The organism is Pseudomonas sp. GW823-FHT02E01, from assembly GCF_058797535.1.
On record NZ_JBXAJS010000004.1, the window covers coordinates 244,754 to 264,388 of the forward strand.

Consider the following 19,635-nt stretch of genomic DNA (forward strand, 5'->3'; position numbering starts at 1 on the left):
TGCCGCCATCGCGAGCAAGCTCGCTCCCACAGTTGTTTTGTAGTGCCTGCTAAGGCTCTGCTCTGCCCCACCATCACGCTCATCAATCATGCTATTCAGCATAAATTCACAAGCCTAGACTCGGCCCATTCCAATAAAAGGTAGGCCGCCATGTCCGAGACGTTGCTCAGTTCCCGTAATCTGGCTTTCGAGCTGTATGAAGTCCTTGATGCCGAGGGCCTGACCCAGCGTGAGCGTTTCGCCGAGCACAACCGCGAAACCTTCGATGCCGCCATTGGCACCGCCCGCAACATCGCCGAGAAGTTCTTCGCCCCGCACAACCGCAAGGGCGACGAGAACGAGCCGCGCTACGAGAACGGTCAGGCGATTCTGATTCCGGAAGTGAAACCGGCGGTAGACGCCTTCCTCGAAGCCGGCTTCCTCAACGCCGCGCGCAGTTTCGACGCTGGCGGCATGCAGCTTCCTACGCTGCTGTCCCAGGCCTGCTTCGCGCACTTTCAATCGGCCAACGCGGCTTCGACGTCGTACCCGTTCCTGACCATGGGCGCGGCGAACCTGATCGAGAGCTTCGGCACTGAAGAGCAGAAGCGCCGCTTCCTGCAACCGATGATCGATGGCCGTTTCTTCGGCACTATGGCCCTGACCGAACCCCACGCAGGCTCATCGCTGTCGGATATTCGTACACGCGCAGAACCTGCGTCTGACGGCACCTATCGCCTCAAGGGCAACAAGATTTTCATCTCCGGTGGCGATCATCCGCTGTCGGAAAACATCGTGCACATGGTGCTGGCCAAGCTGCCGGACGCACCGGCCGGGGTGAAGGGCATTTCGCTGTTCATCGTGCCCAAGTTCCTGGTCAACGATGACGGCAGCCTGGGCAAGCGCAATGACGTGCTGCTGGCTGGGCTGTTCCACAAGATGGGCTGGCGCGGCACCACCTCCACCGCACTGAATTTCGGCGATAACGGTGAGTGCGTCGGCTATCTGGTGGGCAAGCCGCACCATGGCTTGAGTTACATGTTCCAGATGATGAACGAGGCGCGGATCGGCGTCGGCATGGGCGCGGTGATGCTTGGCTACGCCGGCTATCTGTACTCGCTGGAATACGCCCGCGAGCGTCCGCAGGGCCGCGTGCCAGACAGCAAGGACCCGAACACTGCACCAGTGGCGATCATTCAGCATGCCGACGTGAAACGCATGCTGTTGACGCAAAAGGCTTACGTCGAAGGTTCGTTTGACTTGGGTCTTTATGCGGCGCGGCTGTTCGATGACACCACCACGCTTGCGACCGAAGCCGAACGCAAACAGGCCCATGAACTGCTGGATTTGCTGACACCAATCGTCAAATCCTGGCCGTCGGAGTTCTGCCTGAAGGCCAACGAGCTGGCGATCCAGATCCTCGGCGGCCACGGCTATACCCGTGAGTATCCGGTGGAGCAGTACTACCGCGACAACCGCCTGAACCCGATCCACGAAGGCACCCACGGTATTCAGTCGCTGGACCTTTTGGGCCGCAAACTGGCGCAGAACGGCGGCGCGGGGCTCAAGCAACTGATCCGCCTGATCGCCGACACTGGCGAGCGAGCACAGGCGTTTGATTCATTGACGCCGCTGCGCGAGCCGCTGGAAAAACTGGTGGCACGCCTGCAAACCGTGACCATCGGCCTACTGACTGATCTGGCCCAAGGCAAGGTCAACAGCAGCCTGGCGAACTCGGCGCTGTACCTGAAAGTGTTTGGTCACACGGTGATCGGCTGGCGCTGGCTGGAACAGGCGATTCGTGCCGAGGAAGGTTTGGCCAAGGGTAATGCGGCGGATGTGGCCTTCTATAAAGGCAAGCTGCAGGCGGCGCGTTATTTCCTGACATGGGAAGTGCCGGGCTGCCACCATCAGCTGGCGATTCTTGAGGCCCGGGATGATGTGTGCCTGGGCATGCAGGATGAGTGGTTCTGATCCAACCTTTGTGGTGTAGCTGAAAACCAATCGCGAGCAAGCTCGCTCCCACAGGAATCCCTGTTGGCCACAAATCTTGTGTTCAACACACAAACCCTGTGGGAGCGAGCTTGCTCGCGATGGCGTCAGCACTATCAATACATCAACTCAGCTTGAACCCACCCATCTGCCGCGCCAAATCATCCGCCAACCGCTGCAACGTCTGACAATCCTCCCGACAGGCCCTGACCTCCCCCGCCGTCGCCCGCGCCAGGTCAGAAATCCCCTGTACGTTCCGGTTGATCTCCTCGGTCACCGCCGATTGCTCTTCCGTCGCCGTCGCCACCTGATGGTTCATGTCGCTGATGCGCTCCACTTGCCCGGTAATCGCGGTCAACGAAGCCCCGGTACGCTGGCTGGACTCGACGCCCGTGCCGGTCGCGGCTTGCCCGGAATGCATCGACGACACCGCATTCTCCGCACCCTGCTTGAGGCTGCCGATCATCTGCTGGATTTCATCGGTAGATACCTGCGTACGCCGCGCCAAAGTCCGCACTTCATCGGCCACCACGGCAAACCCGCGCCCCATGTCCCCGGCTCGCGCAGCTTCGATAGCGGCGTTGAGCGCCAGCAGGTTGGTCTGCTCGGAAATCCCCCGAATCACCGCCAGCACCTGGTCGATCGACGCCACTTGATGGGCCAGTTCACCCACCGCTGTAGCCGCGACGCCGATTTCCCGGGACATGCTTTCAATGTGGCGGATCGAACCACCCACCACCTCCCGCGCCTGCAGCGCTTCGTCACGGGCGGTTTGTGAAGCGAATGCCGCGTTGCCGGCGTTCTGCGCGATGTCCTGCACAGTCAGGCCCATTTCATGCACCGCGGTGGCGACCATGTCGGTCATTTCCTGCTGGCGCCCGGAGCGTTCGGCGGTGTTGTCCACCACCCGCGCCACCTGCCCGACAGCAGCGCGCAACTGTTCGCTGGTGGTAAGCACTTCACCGATCATGTCGCGCTGACTGTCGAGGAACCGATTGAAGCCACGCGCCAGATCGCCCAGCTCATCGGCGCGACTGGAATCTAACCGCTGGGTCAAATCTCCACCACCGCTACCAATGGCAACCAATGCCGCTGTTACCTGACGAATCGGGCGTACCAGCCCACGGGCCAGCACCACCACCAGCAACAGACACACAATCGCCACCGCCAGGCCGATACCGCTGCTCATCCACATGGCGCGCCGGGCTTCGGCGTAGATCTGCGATTGCGGCACTTCGGCCACCAGCGTCCAGCCGAGATCGCGCAAAGGCAGACTCAACGCGAGAAAGTCTTCGCCATCACGCTGGAAGCTGCTGTTGGTGGCAGTTTTTTGACCCATGACCGCTTGCGCGGCTGACTCGCCAATCTGTTCGGCCAAGGTGCGCTTGCCGCTGAATTGCGCCTCTGGGTGAACCTGGATCAAACCGTCGGAACGCACGAGATAGACCTTGCCGCGCTCTCCGAAGCTGAAATTGTGAATCAGCTCCGACAGCTCTTTCATGCTCAGGCCCAGCCCGGCAACGCCCACGACTTTACCGGCCTGCTCGACCTTGAGGTCGATGAACAGCGCCAATTCTCCGGTGGCCGTGTCGATGTCGATATTGAGGGTGCGCGGCTGATTGCTGTCGAGGAACGAGTAGAACCAGGCGTCTTTGGGATTGGAACGACTGAGGGTGCGATCCAGGCCTTTTTCGGTAATGTAATGGCTGGACGCGGTGCCGATGATCAGCGCGGTAAAGGCTTTGTGCTCGGCGCGAATGCCTTCCAGATACTGCGCGAAGCTGGCGGTCTTGGCGCTGTCCTCACCCCCGGCCAGCCAGTCGCGCACCATGCTGTTGCTGGCGATGTCCTTGGCGGCGGTAAGGGGTTGGACGAGGATCCGCTCGATGTCGTTGCGCATCGCTTCGATGCTCGACGGCAAGGCTTGCTCGACCAGATAGCTCTGGGCGAGGCGGTTGACCACCAGGGTATAAATGCCAACCACGATCAGGATACTGACCAGCAGGGCGGTGCCCATGCTCAGGATCAACTGCCATTGAATACTGCGTCGCCAGAACTGCATGGAGCACCCCCAAAGAATAAGAGGCTGAAACACTGCAACAGCCATGCCGATTGTATACAAACCAACCGACAATTTATTCTTTGGTTGTGCGCAAAGCCGATCAGGCCTGATTGATCGTCTTGGAAATCACTTCAACCGTGGCGCTGACTTGCTCTTGGTAACGGTCGAGGTCGAGCTTGTGCTGTTTCTGCATTTCGATCTGCTGGGAGCACAGATTCATCGCCGCCAGCACCAGCAGTCGGTCACCGATCAGCGTCGGGTACTTCCTCTTGGTTTCGGCCAGGGCTGCCTTCAACATCATCGCGGCGTCCAGCAGGGTCTGTTCTTCCCCGGCCGGTGCCTTGATCGAATAGTCCTCCCCCAGGATCGAGACGACTTTTACCCCTGCGGCGTTGTAACTCATGCGCTGACAGGGCCTGCGCTGACGCGCTCAACCAGGGCCTGGATGCGAGCCGTCGTGGCGCCTTGCTTCTCTTCCTGCTCCATCAGGTTCAGTTGCAGGCTTTCGTTTTCATCCTTGGCCTGGGCCAGTTCTGCGGTCAGGGTCTGGTTGGTGCCGAGCAACGTCTGGTTCTGTTGCACCAGGTCACTGACCAGTTGTTCCAATTGGCTTAGGGATGCTTCCAACATTTTGATTTTCCGGGCTTTTTCAAAGGGCGCGTACGATAAAGAAAAGTCACCCTGGATGCCAGGGTTATACAGGCGCAAAGCCTTGATTTTGCTGACGAGTGACCTTTCTCGCGAACTGTAGAGACTGTGATACCCCGATCTGGTTCCTGCACTTCGTCGCCCGCCTATGCAGGAGCGAGCTTGTTCGCGATGGACGCGAACGATATCGCGCCCTGTCTGAATGATTGCGTTGTCCATGCGTTTTTCGCGAGCGGGTTCGCTCCTACAAGGTAACCACCCGGTCGCAGTAAAAACGCGCAAGGACTCAAGACTTCAGCCAGGCGACCGATAAGCCATCCATACAGCAGCCTCAGCCCCGCGCGGATGCGCTCTTTTCGGTGATTGCCATGTCCCTTCGTAATATGAATATCGCCCCTCGGGCGTTCCTCAGCTTTGCCCTGATTGGCGGCTTGATGATGGTTCTGGGGGTGTTTGCCTTGAATCAGATGAGCAAGATCCGCGGCGCGGCCGAGAACATCACCAACAACAGTGTGCCGAGCATCAAGAGCCTGGACGACTTCACCCAGCTCACCTTGCGCCTGCGCGTACTGTCCTATCGCTTGCTGGTGAACCGCGAGCCTGATGTGCAGCAGAAAACCATGGAACTGCTGGAGACGCGCAACCAGCAGATTCGCACCGCCCAGGCAACCTACGAAAAGCTGATCGCCAGCCCGCAGGAACGTGCGACCTACGATCAATACGTACAGCTGCTGGGTCAATACCGCCAGATCGAAGACCGGATGAAGACCCTGTCGCGCAACAATCAGGTCGATGAATTGCGCAGCCTGCTCAACACCGATTTGCTCAACAACTCCGAAGCGGTCAACACCGTGTTGAACCGCCTGCTGGAGATCAACACCCAGCAGAGCCACGACACCAACCAGCAGTCGGCGGATCAATACGATTCGGCGTTCAACCTGGTAATCACACTGTTGGTGATCGCCACCGCCTTGACGCTGCTGCTCGCCTGGTTGCTGACCAACAGCATCACCCAACCGATCGCCAATGCCCTGGGCGCCGCCGAACAGATTGCCGAAGGCAACCTGACGCGCCCGATCACCGTTGACGGCCAGGATGAAGCCGGCCGTTTGCTGCTGGCCATGTCGAAGATGCAGGAAAAACTGCGCGACACACTGCAGCGCATTTCCGGCTCGGCCACGCAACTTGCATCCGCTGCCGAAGAACTCAACAGCGTCACCGACGAAAGCGCCCGTGGCCTGACCCGGCAGAACAACGAAATCGAACAGGCTGCCACCGCAGTCAACGAAATGACCAGCGCCGTGGAAGAAGTCGCGCGTAACGCGGTCAGCACATCCGAGGCCTCGAAGAACGCCACCACATCTGCCGGTGACGGCCGTGACCTGGTGCAGGAAACCGTCAGCGCCATCGAACGCATGAGCGCCGACGTGCAGAGCACCGCGACCCTGATCGGCGACCTGGCCAACGAGTCCCGTGACATCGGCAAGGTGCTGGATGTGATCCGTGGCCTGGCCGACCAGACCAACCTGCTGGCCTTGAACGCCGCCATCGAGGCCGCGCGCGCCGGTGAGGCCGGTCGTGGTTTTGCGGTGGTGGCCGACGAGGTACGTGCCCTGGCTCACCGCACCCAGCAGTCGACCAGCGAGATCGAACGCATGATCGGCAGCATCCAGAGCGGCACCGAGCACGCGGTGGATTCGATGCGCAACAGCACCGAACGCGCCGAATCGACCCTGAACATCGCCCGCGGCGCCGGGATGTCGCTGGACACCATCAACAGCGCCATCGTCGAAATCAACGAGCGCAACCTGGTGATCGCCAGCGCCGCTGAAGAACAGGCACAGGTGGCCCGTGAAGTGGATCGCAACCTGGTTAACATCCGTGACCTGTCGGTACAGTCGGCCACCGGGGCGAATCAGACGAGTGCGGCGAGCAATGAACTGTCGCGCCTGGCGGTAGACCTGAACACCCTGGTTGGGCGGTTTAGCCTGTAATCCGCCAACACCGCCCCCTGTAGGAGCGAGCTTGCTCGCGAAGGCATCAAGGACAACGCGCTGATCCAGACAGTACGCGTTATCGTTGACGTCCATCGCGAGCAGGCTCGCTCCTACAAAGCTTTTTGACAGCATCACATTTCAACAGGTTAGAATCGCTGGCACGCAGACTGCATGGTCAGTTTGCGCCCGCCTTTCAGCTTTCTGGAGTACTGCCTTTGAATGCGACGACCATCAACAGCCTGTTCTTGATCGGCGCGTTGCTGGTAGGTGCGAGCATTCTGGTGAGCTCACTTTCGTCCCGTCTCGGCATCCCGATTCTGGTGATCATCCTGGCCGTCGGCATGGCGGCCGGTGTCGATGGCGCCGGCATTCTTTTTGATAACTACCCCACGGCTTATCTGGTGGGCAACCTCGCGTTGGCGGTGATCCTGCTCGACGGCGGCCTGCGCACCCGGGTGTCGAGTTTCCGCGTGGCGTTATGGCCGGCGCTGTCGCTGGCGACGGTCGGGGTGTTGATTACCACCGGGCTGACCGGCATGGCGGCCGCGTGGCTGTTCGACTTGAACCTGATTCAAGGCCTGCTGATCGGCGCCATCGTCGGTTCTACCGACGCCGCCGCAGTGTTCTCGCTGCTGGGCGGCAAGGGCCTGAACGAACGGGTAACCGCCAGCCTCGAGATCGAATCCGGCAGCAACGACCCGATGGCAGTGTTTCTCACCGTCACCCTGATCGACATGCTTGCCAGCGGCCAGACCGGCCTGCACTGGAGCCTGCTGACCCACTTGCTGCGCGAATTCGGCATCGGCGGAGTCATCGGCCTGGGCGGTGGCTGGCTCATGCTGCAACTGGTCAATCGCATCAACCTGGCCACCGGCCTGTATCCGATCCTGGTGATTGCCGGCGGCCTGGTGGTGTTTGCGCTGACCAACGCCCTGCACGGCAGTGGCTTCCTGGCGGTATACATCTGCGGCCTGGTGATCGGCAACCGTCCGGTGCGCAGCCGCCACGGCATCCTGCACATGCTCGACGGCATGGCCTGGCTGGCGCAGATCGGCATGTTCCTGGTGCTGGGGCTGCTGGTGACGCCCCACGACCTGCTGCCTATCGCCTTGCCGGCACTGGCCCTGGCGCTGTGGATGATTCTGTTTGCCCGACCACTGTCGGTGATAGTTGGCCTGCTGCCGTTCAAGGCGTTCCATGGTCGCGAGAAGGCATTCATTTCCTGGGTCGGCTTGCGCGGCGCGGTCCCGATCATTCTTGCGGTGTTCCCGCTGATGGCCGGCCTGCCCAACGCTCAGCTCTACTTCAACCTCGCGTTCTTTATCGTGCTGGTGTCGCTGCTGGTTCAGGGCACGAGCCTGCCGTGGGTCGCCAAGCTGCTGAAGGTGACGGTGCCCCCGGAGCCTGCACCCATCTCCCGCTCAGCCCTGGAAGTGCACGTCACCAGCGAGTGGGAACTGTTCGTCTATCGCCTGGGCGCGGAAAAATGGTGCATCGGTTCGCCCCTTCGCGAGCTGAACATGCCCGAAGGCACCCGTATCGCCGCCCTGTTTCGTGGCCAGCAATTGCTCCATCCGTCGGGTAGTACAGTGCTGGAAGTCGATGATTTGTTGTGTGTTATCGGCCATGAACACAACCTGCCGGCCCTCGGAAAACTCTTCAGCCAGGCGCCACAACGGGGCCTCGATCTGCGCTTCTTCGGCGACTTCGTACTCGAAGGAGACGCCCAGCTGGCCGCGGTTGCGGCCCTTTATGGCCTGAAGGTCGAAGGCATCGATCCGGACATGTCCCTGGGCCACTTCATTGCCCAGAAGGTTGGCGGTGCGCCGGTGGTGGGTGACCAGGTGGAATGGAACAACACCATTTGGACCGTGGCCGTCATGGACGGGAACAAGATCGGTAAAGTGGGCGTCAGATTCCCCGAAGGAAGTCGCCCGGGTCCCGGACTCTTCCTCTAAACTGCTTCCACTATCACTTGCTTGACCGGTCTTTATGCCTAATCTGCGCTCCATTTTCGCCGTCGCCCTGCTGGGCTTGAGTCTCTCTGTCAGCACCCTTGGTTTATCGCAAGCGGCGCAAGCGGCCGAACCGCCTTCCAGCGAAGCCGTGCAAGCGAGCCTGGACAAGATCGCCGACCGCAAACTGCCGGAAGCCGATCTGAAGGCCCTGCAATCGGTCCTGCAAGGCACGCTGAGCCAGCTCAACAACAAGCGTGACTACGAGCAGAAGCTGGTCGCGCTCAAGCAGCAATTGAGCAATGCGCCCAAACAGACCATCGAGAACCAGCGTGAACTGACCCGCCTCAAGGCCAGTGCCGTGGTGCCGGTGGCGCAGCGTTTCGCCAAGGAACCGATCCAGCAGCTTGAACAATTGCTCACCGAGCGCTCCACCCAGCAAAGCGACCTGCAAAAGGCCCTGGCCGATGCCAACAGCCTGATCATCACCGCCCAGACCCGCCCCGAACGCGCCCAGGCGGAGATATCCAGCAGCCAGACGCGCATTCAGCAGATCAACACCATCCTCAAGAACGGCAAGGACGCCGGCAAGACCCTGAGCGCCGAGCAGCGCGACCAGCTCAATGCCGAGTTGGCGGCGCTGAACGCCCTGATCCCGCTGCGGCGACAGGAACTGGCCGGCAATACCCAATTGCAAGACCTCGGCAACAGCCAGCATGACTTGTTGTCGGAGCGATCCGACCGCCTGGATAAGGAAATCCAGGAACTGCAAACCCTGATCAACCAGAAGCGTCTGGCGCTGTCCCAGGAAACGGTCACCCAGCAATCCATCGAAGCGCAGAAGGCCGGCGGCAGCAGCCTTTTGGCCACCGAAAGCGCGGCCAACCTGAAGCTCTCGGACTACCTGCTCAAGAGCACCGACCGCCTCAACGAAGTCACCCAGCAGAACCTGCAGACCAAGCAGCAGCTGGACAGCCTGACCCAGAGCGATGCGGCCCTGGACGAGCAAATCAACGTGCTCAAAGGCAGCCTGCTGCTCTCGAAGATTCTCTACAAACAGAAACAGGCGCTGCCGCGCCTGCGGCTCGACCGCAACCTGGCCGATCAGATCGCCGACATTCGCCTGTATCAGTTCGAGGTCAGCCAGCAACGGGAATTGCTGAGCAATCCGACCACCTACGTCGAAAACCTGCTGTCGACCCAACCCCCCGAGCAAGTCACGGCGCAGCTGCGCAAAAGCCTGATGGAACTGGCCACCACCCGCGCCGACCTGCTGGAGCGACTCAACCGCGAACTGAGCGCGGTGCTCAATGAATCCATCACCCTGCAACTGAACCAGAAGCAATTGCTCAGCACCGCGCAAAGCCTGCGGGCGACCCTCGATGAACAGATGTTCTGGATTCCCAGCAACAAGCCGCTGGACCTGGAGTGGATTCACAGTGTGCCGGATCGCCTCCAGCGGCAAGTCGATACGCTGCCGGTACTTTCAAGCCTGAGCGAACTGACCGACGGCCTGACCCAGCGCCCGCTGCTGTTCCTGCCACTGGCCTTGCTGATCGGCGCACTGCTGTGGCGGCGCAAGAGTCTATACGCGCGATTGAACAAGGTTCACCAGGACATCGGTCACTTCAAACGCGATAGCCAGTGGCATACGCCACAGGCAATTCTGATCAACATTCTGCTGGCGATGCCGGTTTCACTGGGCCTCGCATTGTGCGGGCTGGCCCTGCAAATCGACGCCCGTGGGCAGAACGCCAATATGGGCGCGGCGCTGCTGCAAATGGCCGGGGCCTGGCTGGTGTTCTACACCGCCTACCGGATCCTCGCGCCGGGTGGCGTGGCAGAACTGCATTTCCGCTGGGAAAAACCCCAGGTGGAATTCCTGCGCAGATGGATCCGCCGCCTCGGCATCGTGGTCATGGCACTGGTGACCGTAGTCGCCGTTGCCGAACTGCAACCGGCGGCACTGGCCGATGACGTGCTCGGCATGCCGGTGGTGCTGATCTGCTACGCCTTGATGACCTTGCTGCTCAGCCGCCTGCTCATCAGCAGCCCGACCCACGAAAACGCTTCGCTGTTCCGCAAACTGGTGGGGATCCTGTTCACCGCCCTGCCCGTCGCGTTGTTCGTGGCGGTGTGCTTCGGCTACTACTACACCGCACTGAAACTCAGCGACCGTTTGATCAACACCCTGTACCTGCTGATGTTCTGGCTGGTGATCGAAGCCACCTTCGTGCGCGGCCTCAGTGTGGCGGCCCGGCGCCTGGCCTACCAGCGCGCCCTGGCCAAGCGGCTGGCCGCCAAAGAGGCCGGCGATGGCGAAGTCGTGATCGAAGAGCCGAGCATGGACATCGAGAAGGTCAACGAACAGTCCCTGCGACTGATCCGCCTGGCGCTGCTCGGTGGCTTCATGGCGGCACTGTATTGGGTCTGGGCCGACCTGATCACGGTGTTCTCGTATCTGGACAACGTCACCCTCTACGAATACACCAGCGGTACCGGCGCCAACATGAGCATGGTGCCGATCAGCATCGGCGACATGCTCGGCGCACTGATCATCATCGGCATCACCTTCGCCCTGGCGCGCAACCTGCCGGGCTTGCTCGAAGTGTTCGTGCTGTCGAAGCTCAACCTTGCCCAGGGCAGCGCCTACGCGACCACCACGTTGCTGTCCTACGTGATCGCCGGCGTCGGTTTTGTCTCGACGCTGTCGACCCTCGGCGTAAGCTGGGACAAGTTGCAATGGCTGGTGGCAGCGTTGTCGGTCGGCCTCGGTTTCGGCATGCAGGAGATCTTCGCCAACTTCATTTCCGGCATCATGATCCTGTTCGAACGTCCGGTGCGGATCGGTGACACCATCACCATCGGCAACCTGTCGGGCACCGTGAGCAAGATCCGCATCCGCGCCACGACCATCACCGACTTCGATCGCAAGGACATCATCGTCCCGAACAAGACGTTCATTACCGGGCAACTGATCAACTGGTCGCTGACCGACACCATCACCCGGGTGACCCTCAAGCTCGGCGTCGACTACGGCTCGGACCTGGATCTGGTGAAAGAGCTGTTGCTCAAGGCCGCGCGCGAAAACCCGCGCGTGCTGAAAGACCCGGAGCCCCACGTGTACTTCCTGAATTTCGGCGAAAGCACCCTCGACCACGAGTTGCGCATGCACGTGCGCGACCTCGGCGACCGCAACCCGGTGCTCGACGAGGTCAACCGCTTCATCAACCGCGAGTTCAAGAAGCAGCACATCAACATCTCGTTCCGGCAGATGGAGGTCTACCTCAAGAACCTGCACGGCCAGGAATACAAGATGGTGCCGATCGAGCCGGAAGCGAAAACCATCGTGCCGATCGTCGACGGCAGGCCCGCGCAAGAACCACCCGCCGCCAAACTCGACTAACCGGCCTTTCCCCAGCAGAATGCTCGGACATTCTGCTGGAGCCGGCCCTTGAAAGCCCTCGACGAACTCACCTTCGATAACCGCTTCGACCGCCTGGGCGATGCGTTTTCCGCCCATGTGCTGCCCGAGCCCATCGATAATCCACGCCTGGTCGTGGCCAGCCCCGCCGCCATGGCGCTGCTGGACCTCGACCCGGCCGTGGCCGAAACCCCGGAGTTCGCCGAACTGTTCAGCGGCCACAAGCTCTGGGCCGACGCAATTCCAAGGGCGATGGTCTATTCCGGGCATCAGTTCGGTTCCTACAACCCGCAATTGGGCGACGGTCGCGGCCTGTTGCTCGGCGAGGTGTACAACGAGGCCGGCGAACACTGGGACCTGCACCTCAAGGGCGCCGGCCAGACGCCATTTTCACGCATGGGTGATGGCCGGGCGGTACTGCGCTCGTCGATCCGCGAATTCCTCGCCTCCGAAGCCCTGAACGCACTGAATATCCCGACCACCCGCGCCTTGTGCGTAATCGGCTCCGACACCCCGGTGTGGCGCGAAAAGCAGGAACGCGCAGCCATGGTCCTGCGCCTGGCGCCGAGCCATGTGCGCTTCGGCCACTTCGAATATTTCTACTACACCAAGCGCCCCGAGCAACAGAAAGAGCTGGGTGATCACGTGCTGGCCATGCACTTCCCGCAGTGCCTGGAACAACCGGAGCCGTACCTGGCGATGTTCCGCGAAGTGGTGGAGCGCAACGCCGAACTGATCGCCAAATGGCAGGCCTATGGCTTCTGCCACGGGGTGATGAACACCGACAACATGTCGATCCTGGGCATCACCTTCGATTTCGGCCCATTCGCGTTCCTCGATGACTTCGACGCCAACTTCATCTGCAATCACTCAGACGACCAGGGCCGTTATTCCTTCAGCAACCAGGTGCCGATTGGCCAGTGGAACCTCAGTGCCCTGGCCCAGGCCCTGACGCCGTTCATCAGCGTCGAAGCCTTGCGCGAAACCCTAGGGCTGTATCTGCCACTGTTCCAGACCCATTACCTGGACCTGATGCGCCGCCGCCTCGGCCTGACCACCGCCGAGGATGACGACCAGAAACTGCTGGAGAACCTGCTACAACTCATGCAAAACAGCGGCGTCGACTACAGCCTGTTTTTCCGCCGTTTGGGTGATCAAACGCCGGAACAGGCCATCACCCTCTTGCGTGATGACTTCGTCGACCTCAAGGGCTTTGACGCTTGGGGCGAGCTCTACGTCGCCAGGGTTTCCCGTGAAGGCACGCTTGATCAAGAGCAGCGCCGCCAGCGGATGCACGCGGTCAACCCGTTGTACATCCTGCGCAACTACCTGGCGCAAAACGCCATCGATGCAGCGCAGAACGGCGACTACTCGGAAGTCCGTCGACTGCACGCGGTGCTGAGCAATCCGTTCGAGGAACAACCGGGGATGGAAAGCTACGCCGAGCGGCCACCGGAATGGGGCAAGCATCTGGAGATCAGTTGTTCATCGTGAGGCACTGCACGATTGAAAATCTGGAGTCATGTCTCCAGATATGGATCATTCGCTTTCGATTGGACGATTTGTCATGACCGACCCACTCCTCATCCCCTGCCCTCACTGCAACGGCCTCAACCGCATCCCGGCCGAGCGCCTCAACGACCACCCGAAATGCGGGCGCTGCAAGGCCGAAGTCCTGTTGAGCAAACCGTTTGAATTGAAGCAAGGCGACTACGCCAGCCAGATCAAGGGCGATCTGCCGCTGCTGGTGGATGTGTGGGCGGACTGGTGCGGGCCGTGCAAGTCGTTCGCACCGGTGTTCGAGCAGGCAGCCGGGCAACTGGCGGGCAAGTGTCGCCTGGCCAAGCTGGACAGCGAGGCGAACCAGCAGTTGTCGGCGCAGTTGGGGATTCGCTCGATTCCGAGCCTGATCCTGTTCAAGAACGGCCGGGAAGTCGCCCGGCAGAGCGGGGCGTTCCCGTTACCGCAACTGATGAGCTGGTTGCGTAGCCAAGGCATCTGAAACAACACGGAACCATGTGGGAGCGAGCTTGCTCGCGAAGGCGGGCTGACATTCAAAAGAGGTGTCGCCTGATACACCGCTTTCGCGAGCAAGCCCGCTCCCACAGGGGTTCTGTGTTATCCGCCAGAATCAGGCGTTTTCCAGCAGGTTGTGCAGCTCGACAAACTGCTGGGTCAGCTTGTGCCGCGGGTCGAGATGGATCAGCGGCGTATTGGCCTGGTGGGATTCACGCATGCGTACCGAGCTGGCCAGGTACACCGGCAGCACCGGCAGGCCTTCGGCGATCAGCTCATCGAGAATTTGCTGGGGCAGGCTGGCGCGGGCCTGGAACTGGTTGACGACGATGCCTTCGACTTCCAGGCCTTCGTTATGGTCGTCCTTCAACTCTTCGATTTCCGCCATCAGGCCGTACAGTGCCTGGCGTGAAAAACTGTCGCAATCGAAGGGGATCAACACACGATCGGCGGCAATCAACGCTGAAACCGCATAAAAATTCAGTGCTGGCGGGGTATCGAGGTAAATCCGGTCGTAGTCTTCGCTCAGCTCTTCAAGCAACTTACGCAGCTTGTTGATCTTGTGCTTGGCTTCAAGCTTTGGCTGCAGGTCCGCCAGCTCGGCGGTGGCGGTAATGACATGGAGGTTATCGAACGGGGTTTCGTAGATGTCGACCTGATTCTTTTTGGAGAACGGCCCGGAAGACAGCGTCTGCTTGAAGAAATCGGCGATGCCCATCGGGATATCGCTACCGGTGAGCCCCGTCAGGTACTGAGTGGAGTTGGCCTGGGCATCGAGGTCCACCAACAAGGTGCGAAAACCCTCGCTGGCACTGACTGCCGCCAGATTGCAGGCAATGCTGGATTTGCCAACGCCACCTTTCTGATTGAACACCACGCGCCGCATGTCAAAACCTCCGTGTATCAAAGAATGACCGAGTGTAGTGGTCCACGGTATGGCTACGCTACCTCACCAGTGCAAGGACTACACAGTCAGTTGCCTTCTCTTGCATGAAAAGCCCTGAGCGGCCCGGCGGTTCGACGCCAGAACCGACAGACGGGGTAATAATTCTGTGAATAATTGCCAATCATTCAATTTTTGCGAACCAGCCGCTTCATCTTCTGAGCAAAATGTAACCAGCATTTGCTACACGTTCCCGGCACCGGGATAATGCGCGCCACTCGGCGCCAAACGCCACGCAGGGTAAATCTCGGCCCTCGGCCACTCCCCCGCGTCAAGTAAGCCCGTGAGGGTGGGATGAATGTCTGTGATCAACTTCAACATCGCCCAATGGCGCGCCTGGGCCCCGGGGCTTGATAGCGTGTCCGATTGGCAGGCCTGGTGCCGACAACCGGTCGTGCTGCCGGACAGCGATGCCGCTCCCGACGTTTCCTTTCTGCCGGCCATGCAGCGTCGACGGCTCAGCCGTCTGGCGCGCATGGCATTCAGTGTCGGCTGGCCTTTGGCCGAAGGTCGGCAGGATCTGCCATTGGTCTTTGTTTCCCGTCACGGCGAAACGCCCCGCACCGTCGATATTCTCAGTGATCTGGCCGCCGACCAGCCGCTGTCGCCGACCCGGTTCAGCTTGTCGGTGCATAACGCGATCATTGGCTTGTGGTCGATCATGCGGGGTGAAACCAGCGAAATGACCGCCCTGGCCGCCGCAGGCGATGGCCTGGAACACGGCATGCTTGAAGCTGCCGCGCTGCTGGCTGAAGGCGCTCGCGCGGTACTGCTGGTGGTCACCGAAGAGAAGCCACCCGAGGCTTACTCGACCTGGATCGACGACGTGCCGTTCCCTTATGCCGTCGGCTTGCTGATCACACCCGGTACCGACTGGCAGTTGTCCCTGAACAGCCCCTCGGATGCGTTGTCCAAACCCCGCTGGCCTCACGCGCTGAATCTGCTGTGTGCGCTGCTCGGTCAGCAAACCACCTGCCAACATGCCTGGAAAAATCGTGTATGGACCTGGCAACGCAACCCATGACCGAGAAAAACCGCGACGCCTATTACTGGCGTTTGCTGGCCACCGCCGCGAGCTTCGCCCTGTTCGGGCTGGGCGGGCTGTGCCTGCGCCTGGTGATTTTCCCTGTACTGAACTGGCTGCCGGGCGACGCCCGGACCCATCGGCTGCGGGCCCGGCAAACGGTCAGCCGCTGTTTCTGGATTTTTGTGCGTTTCATGGCCCGTACCGGGGTACTGACCTATAACATTGAGGGTGCGGAGAAACTCGGTCGCCCCGGGCAAATGATCATTGCCAATCACCCATCGCTGATCGACGTGGTGTTTCTGATCGGTCTGGTGCGCCACGCCAACTGCGTGGTCAAGCAAAGCCTCTGGGAAAACCCTTTCACCCGCGGGCCGCTGGGTTGCACCGAATACATCAGCAACGACGGCAGCATGGACATGCTCGACGCGGCTGCCGACGCGCTGAAAGACGGTCAGACCCTGATCATTTTCCCGGAAGGTACGCGCACCCAGCCCGGCCAACCGCCGGCCTTTCATCGGGGCGGCGCGGCAATCGCCCTGCGTGGTGCGAAAATCCTCACCCCGGTCATTATCAAGGTCAGCCCGACCACATTGACCAAGGCCGAACCCTGGTATCGCATCCCCAAGCGGCGCGTGCACTTCAGTTTCCGGGTCGGGGCCGATATAGACCCAAAGACCTTCGCCACGCAGGGGCCGGCTCCGCAGGCCTCGCGCAAGCTCAACGATTATTTGCATTCTTACTTCATCAAGGAGCTCGCCGAAGATGAGCGATCTGAACACCCCTAGCCTGGTGCTGGAAATCAAAGAACTGATCATCGACGCCCTGGGCCTCGAAGACATCAGCGCCCAAGACATCGGCAACGAGCAGACGCTGTTCGGCGAAGGCCTGGGCCTGGACTCGGTGGACGCCCTGGAACTGGGCCTGGCCATCCAGAAAAAGTACGGCATCAAAATCGACGCCGATGCCAAGGACACACGCAACCACTTCAGTAACGTGGCGAGCCTTGCGGCGTTCGTCAGCGCAAAACAGGCAGCTTGAGACCGGACCATGCAAACTCGTGACGACATTTTCAACACCCTGCGCGATGCCTTGGTCGAGCTTTTCGAACTGGACCCTGAGCGTGTGAGCCTGGAATCCAACCTGTATCAGGACCTGGAAATCGACAGCATCGACGCGGTCGACCTGATTGATCACATCAAACGTCAGACCGGCAAGAAAATCGCCGCCGAAGAATTCAAATCGGTGCGTACCGTCAGTGACGTGGTCGAGGCGGTCTACCGTCTGGTTCAACCCGCCGCATGAATCGACTGATTGGCCTCGGCCTGCTGCTGGTAGGCCTTTTGTATCCCTTTGCGGTGTATTTCGGCATGGAGCATTTCGCCCCGTGGCAGTTCGGGCTGTTGCTGGGCGGGCTGTGGCTGGCCCGGGCGCTGACCGGCAAACGACGGCCTGGCAGCCTGTGGATGGCCACGGTGGCCATTGTGTTCTGCCTGTTGCTGGCACTGTTCGACAGCCCGGCGCTGTTGCGCTGGTATCCGGTGTTGATCAGCAGCTTCATGTTGGTGCTGTTCGGATCGAGCCTGACATTCGGCCCACCGATCGTTGAACGCCTGGCCCGGGTACGCGAGCCGCAATTGCCGGCCGAGGGCATTCGCTATACCCGTCAGGTGACCATCGCCTGGAGCGTTTTTTTTCTTTGCAACGGTTTGTGTGCCGCCGCCCTGACCCTCTGGGCGCCGCTGAGCTGGTGGACGCTGTACACCGGCCTGATTTCCTACGGATTGATAGGCCTGATGTTTGCCATTGAATGGCTCATACGAATAAGGGTACGAGGCCACCCATGAATTGGATAAAACTTGAGCACCTGCTGCTCAAGGCTCAGCCGGAGCGCGCCGTAACCACTGCTCCGGCACTGGATCACGCCCGACTGTGCGAACAGGCGCTGCGCCTGGCCGCCGGCCTGCAAGCCCGGGGTGTCCGGCAGATGGCCGTGCACCTTGAGGATGCCGCCGACCTGGCGATTGCCCTGTTCGGCGCCTGGCGTGCCGGGGTCAGTGTGCTGCTGCCGTCCGACCTGCAACCGCAGACCCGCCAACGCTGGTCGGGTGATGTTGATCTGTGGCTGAGCGATCAGCCCGACGATGCGCACCTTGGCGACCTCCAACAACCGCCGCTTAGTGCCGCCGCGCTGGACCTGGATAACTGCCGACTCAGCCTGTGCACATCCGGCTCCAGCGGCGAACCCAAGCGCATCGAAAAAAACCTGCGCCAACTGGCCAATGAAGTCGAAGCCCTGGAGCAGCTGTGGGGCGCCGACCTGGGCCCGGCGTGCATCATTGGCAGCGTCGCCACCCAGCACATCTACGGCCTGCTGTTTCGGGTGCTTTGGCCACTGTGCGCCGGGCGCCCGTTCCTGCGTCGGCAGTTGGCCTTTCCGGAAGACCTGCAACGCGCCAGCCGCGAATACCCGGCCTTCACCTGGGTGGCCAGCCCGGCGCTGCTCAAGCGCATGGGCGACAACCTCGACTGGCCTGCCTTGAGCGCCGTACGCCGGGTGTTTTCCTCCGGCGGCGCATTGCCGGTCGAGGCCGCACAGAGCCTGCATGAGCGTCTGGGGCAATGGCCAACGGAAATCTTCGGCAGCTCGGAAACCGGTGGCATCGCCTGGCGTCAGGGCGCGGAACTGTGGCGCCCCTTTGCCGATGTCACGCTGACACAGGACAGTGAAGGTGCGCTGCTGATCGCTTCGCCCTACTTACCCGTCGGTCAAATCGAACACACGGCCGATTCAGCGCGCATCGCCATCGATGGTCGCTTCGAATTACTCGGGCGACTGGACCGGATCGTCAAACTGGAAGAAAAACGCATCTCGCTGCCGATGCTGGAACAGGCGCTGACGACCCATGAATGGGTCATCGAAGCTCGGCTCGGCGTCGTTCAGGAAAACCGCGCCTCCCTGGGGGCGCTGTTGGTGCTGAGCGAGGCCGGTTTGCATGTGCTGCGCAATCACGGTCGACGCAGCCTCACCGAGCAATTGCGCCAGCACCTGAGCCAACACTGCGAAGCCCTGGCCCTGCCAAGACGCTGGCGCCTGCTGCGACAACTGCCACTGAACGCTCAGGGCAAACTGCCCCAGGCCGACGTCGACGCCCTGCTGTTGGCGCCGCGCCCCAAAGCGCCCGAGGTGCTGGAGCAAGTCGAAAGCAATGGCGAGTGGAGTCTGCAACTGGCCGTGCCACCGGACCTGGCCTATTTCAGCGGTCATTTCCCCAAGGCACCGGTGTTGCCTGGCGTGGTGCAGGTGGACTGGGCGCTGAGCCTGGGCCAGCAACTGATGATCCTGCCGAAAAAATTCGCCGGCATGGAAGTCTTGAAGTTCCAGCAACTGGTACGCCCGGGAGACGAAATCCAGCTGCACCTACGCTACGACCCGGCGCGCGGCAAATTGTATTTCGCCTATCGCAACGAAACCGCCACGTGTTCCAGTGGACGGATCTTGCTGGAGGCAGCGCATGCATAAGTTTGGAGAGTGCTGCGCACTCCTTCGCGAGCAAGTCGAATCGTCGCACCGCCGCTCCCACACTGGATTTGT

General features: G+C 60.9%; 16 protein-coding genes and 2 pseudogenes. 13 read left to right on the forward strand and 5 right to left on the reverse strand.

Annotated elements, in window-relative coordinates; translation table 11 throughout:
• Window positions 1–150: 150 nt before the first annotated feature.
• Window positions 151–1,953, forward strand: a complete 1,803-nt coding sequence (locus AC1RDQ_RS11305) for an acyl-CoA dehydrogenase (RefSeq protein WP_492587274.1) — start codon at window positions 151–153, stop codon at window positions 1,951–1,953.
• A 142-nt stretch (window positions 1,954–2,095) separates the two neighbouring features.
• Here AC1RDQ_RS11305 and AC1RDQ_RS11310 read toward each other — a convergent pair whose 3' ends face one another.
• The 4 genes and pseudogenes from AC1RDQ_RS11310 to AC1RDQ_RS11325 form a co-directional block, all read right to left on the reverse strand.
• On the reverse strand, window positions 2,096–2,941 hold the full coding sequence (locus AC1RDQ_RS11310) for a methyl-accepting chemotaxis protein (RefSeq protein WP_492587501.1): 846 nt from the start codon (window positions 2,939–2,941) through the stop codon (window positions 2,096–2,098).
• A gap of 18 nt (window positions 2,942–2,959) precedes the next feature.
• Window positions 2,960–4,078 (reverse strand): annotated as a pseudogene (locus AC1RDQ_RS11315) (HAMP domain-containing protein); the annotation flags it as partial.
• A 55-nt stretch (window positions 4,079–4,133) separates the two neighbouring features.
• The gene (locus AC1RDQ_RS11320; protein WP_057712304.1) at window positions 4,134–4,436 is read right to left on the reverse strand and encodes a cell division protein ZapA; all 303 of its coding nucleotides are present in this window, start codon (window positions 4,434–4,436) and stop codon (window positions 4,134–4,136) included.
• The gene (locus AC1RDQ_RS11325) at window positions 4,433–4,663 is read right to left on the reverse strand and encodes a hypothetical protein (protein WP_492587276.1); all 231 of its coding nucleotides are present in this window, start codon (window positions 4,661–4,663) and stop codon (window positions 4,433–4,435) included. Before AC1RDQ_RS11325 ends, AC1RDQ_RS11320 begins: the two co-directional genes overlap by 4 nt.
• Before the next feature lie 401 nt (window positions 4,664–5,064).
• Between AC1RDQ_RS11325 and AC1RDQ_RS11330 the strand changes: the two are divergent.
• From AC1RDQ_RS11330 to trxC, 6 genes and pseudogenes are all read left to right on the forward strand, one after another.
• Window positions 5,065–5,820 (forward strand): annotated as a pseudogene (locus tag AC1RDQ_RS11330) (MCP four helix bundle domain-containing protein); the annotation flags it as partial.
• A complete protein-coding gene (locus AC1RDQ_RS11335; protein ID WP_371318461.1) occupies window positions 5,812–6,675 on the forward strand; it encodes a methyl-accepting chemotaxis protein in 864 nt (287 codons plus the stop codon). The pseudogene AC1RDQ_RS11330 and the gene AC1RDQ_RS11335, both read left to right, overlap by 9 nt.
• A 218-nt stretch (window positions 6,676–6,893) precedes the next feature.
• The gene (locus AC1RDQ_RS11340) at window positions 6,894–8,636 is read left to right on the forward strand and encodes a potassium/proton antiporter (RefSeq protein ID WP_057712307.1); all 1,743 of its coding nucleotides are present in this window, start codon (window positions 6,894–6,896) and stop codon (window positions 8,634–8,636) included.
• Window positions 8,637–8,670: 34 nt separating this feature from the next.
• Window positions 8,671–12,039: a mechanosensitive channel MscK gene (gene mscK, locus AC1RDQ_RS11345; protein ID WP_223501850.1), complete on the forward strand. Its 3,369-nt coding sequence runs from the start codon at window positions 8,671–8,673 to the stop codon at window positions 12,037–12,039.
• 48 nt (window positions 12,040–12,087) lie between these two features.
• Window positions 12,088–13,551, forward strand: coding sequence for a protein adenylyltransferase SelO (selO, locus tag AC1RDQ_RS11350; protein WP_492587278.1), 1,464 nt, complete (start codon window positions 12,088–12,090; stop codon window positions 13,549–13,551).
• Window positions 13,552–13,624: 73 nt separating this feature from the next.
• Window positions 13,625–14,059, forward strand: coding sequence for a thioredoxin TrxC (gene trxC, locus AC1RDQ_RS11355; protein ID WP_077432334.1), 435 nt, complete (start codon window positions 13,625–13,627; stop codon window positions 14,057–14,059).
• A gap of 129 nt (window positions 14,060–14,188) precedes the next feature.
• On the opposite strand, the gene AC1RDQ_RS11360 is transcribed toward trxC, so the two are convergent.
• Window positions 14,189–14,959 (reverse strand): ParA family protein, encoded by a 771-nt coding sequence (locus tag AC1RDQ_RS11360; protein WP_015093167.1) that lies wholly within the window; start codon window positions 14,957–14,959, stop codon window positions 14,189–14,191.
• Window positions 14,960–15,314: 355 nt separating this feature from the next.
• On the opposite strand from AC1RDQ_RS11360, the gene AC1RDQ_RS11365 reads away from it, so the two are divergent.
• Genes AC1RDQ_RS11365 through AC1RDQ_RS11390 form a run of 6 tightly spaced genes read left to right on the forward strand, consistent with a single transcriptional unit; the run spans window position 15,315 to window position 19,563 of the window.
• The gene (locus tag AC1RDQ_RS11365) at window positions 15,315–16,040 is read left to right on the forward strand and encodes a beta-ketoacyl synthase chain length factor (protein WP_090452742.1); all 726 of its coding nucleotides are present in this window, start codon (window positions 15,315–15,317) and stop codon (window positions 16,038–16,040) included.
• The gene (locus AC1RDQ_RS11370) at window positions 16,016–16,828 is read left to right on the forward strand and encodes a lysophospholipid acyltransferase family protein (protein ID WP_492587280.1); all 813 of its coding nucleotides are present in this window, start codon (window positions 16,016–16,018) and stop codon (window positions 16,826–16,828) included. The genes AC1RDQ_RS11365 and AC1RDQ_RS11370 overlap by 25 nt, the downstream gene beginning before the upstream one ends.
• Complete coding sequence (locus AC1RDQ_RS11375) at window positions 16,806–17,081, forward strand: phosphopantetheine-binding protein (RefSeq protein ID WP_057712313.1); 276 nt, start codon at window positions 16,806–16,808, stop codon at window positions 17,079–17,081. The genes AC1RDQ_RS11370 and AC1RDQ_RS11375 overlap by 23 nt, the downstream gene beginning before the upstream one ends.
• A gap of 9 nt (window positions 17,082–17,090) precedes the next feature.
• Complete coding sequence (locus tag AC1RDQ_RS11380; RefSeq protein ID WP_007992314.1) at window positions 17,091–17,345, forward strand: acyl carrier protein; 255 nt, start codon at window positions 17,091–17,093, stop codon at window positions 17,343–17,345.
• A complete protein-coding gene (locus AC1RDQ_RS11385; protein WP_057712314.1) occupies window positions 17,342–17,887 on the forward strand; it encodes a COG4648 family protein in 546 nt (181 codons plus the stop codon). Before AC1RDQ_RS11380 ends, AC1RDQ_RS11385 begins: the two co-directional genes overlap by 4 nt.
• On the forward strand, window positions 17,884–19,563 hold the full coding sequence (locus AC1RDQ_RS11390) for an ApeI family dehydratase (RefSeq protein ID WP_492587282.1): 1,680 nt from the start codon (window positions 17,884–17,886) through the stop codon (window positions 19,561–19,563). Before AC1RDQ_RS11385 ends, AC1RDQ_RS11390 begins: the two co-directional genes overlap by 4 nt.
• The last annotated feature ends 72 nt before the right edge of the window (window positions 19,564–19,635 follow it).

Bases quoted from the DNA above. Each gene is read 5' to 3' on its own strand.
- AC1RDQ_RS11305 (WP_492587274.1), top strand. From the start codon at position 151: ATGTCCGAGACGTTGCTCAGTTCCCGTAATCTGGCTTTCGAGCTGTAT.
- AC1RDQ_RS11380 (WP_007992314.1), top strand. From the start codon at position 17,091: ATGCAAACTCGTGACGACATTTTCAACACCCTGCGCGATGCCTTGGTC.
- AC1RDQ_RS11310 (WP_492587501.1), bottom strand. From the start codon at position 2,941: ATGATCGGTGAAGTGCTTACCACCAGCGAACAGTTGCGCGCTGCTGTC.
- AC1RDQ_RS11320 (WP_057712304.1), bottom strand. From the start codon at position 4,436: ATGAGTTACAACGCCGCAGGGGTAAAAGTCGTCTCGATCCTGGGGGAG.
- AC1RDQ_RS11360 (WP_015093167.1), bottom strand. From the start codon at position 14,959: ATGCGGCGCGTGGTGTTCAATCAGAAAGGTGGCGTTGGCAAATCCAGC.
- AC1RDQ_RS11385 (WP_057712314.1), top strand. From the start codon at position 17,342: ATGAATCGACTGATTGGCCTCGGCCTGCTGCTGGTAGGCCTTTTGTAT.
- AC1RDQ_RS11370 (WP_492587280.1), top strand. From the start codon at position 16,016: ATGGACCTGGCAACGCAACCCATGACCGAGAAAAACCGCGACGCCTAT.
- mscK (WP_223501850.1), top strand. From the start codon at position 8,671: ATGCCTAATCTGCGCTCCATTTTCGCCGTCGCCCTGCTGGGCTTGAGT.
- AC1RDQ_RS11335 (WP_371318461.1), top strand. From the start codon at position 5,812: ATGCAGGAAAAACTGCGCGACACACTGCAGCGCATTTCCGGCTCGGCC.
- AC1RDQ_RS11375 (WP_057712313.1), top strand. From the start codon at position 16,806: ATGAGCGATCTGAACACCCCTAGCCTGGTGCTGGAAATCAAAGAACTG.
- AC1RDQ_RS11390 (WP_492587282.1), top strand. From the start codon at position 17,884: ATGAATTGGATAAAACTTGAGCACCTGCTGCTCAAGGCTCAGCCGGAG.
- AC1RDQ_RS11365 (WP_090452742.1), top strand. From the start codon at position 15,315: ATGTCTGTGATCAACTTCAACATCGCCCAATGGCGCGCCTGGGCCCCG.
- AC1RDQ_RS11325 (WP_492587276.1), bottom strand. From the start codon at position 4,663: ATGTTGGAAGCATCCCTAAGCCAATTGGAACAACTGGTCAGTGACCTG.
- trxC (WP_077432334.1), top strand. From the start codon at position 13,625: ATGACCGACCCACTCCTCATCCCCTGCCCTCACTGCAACGGCCTCAAC.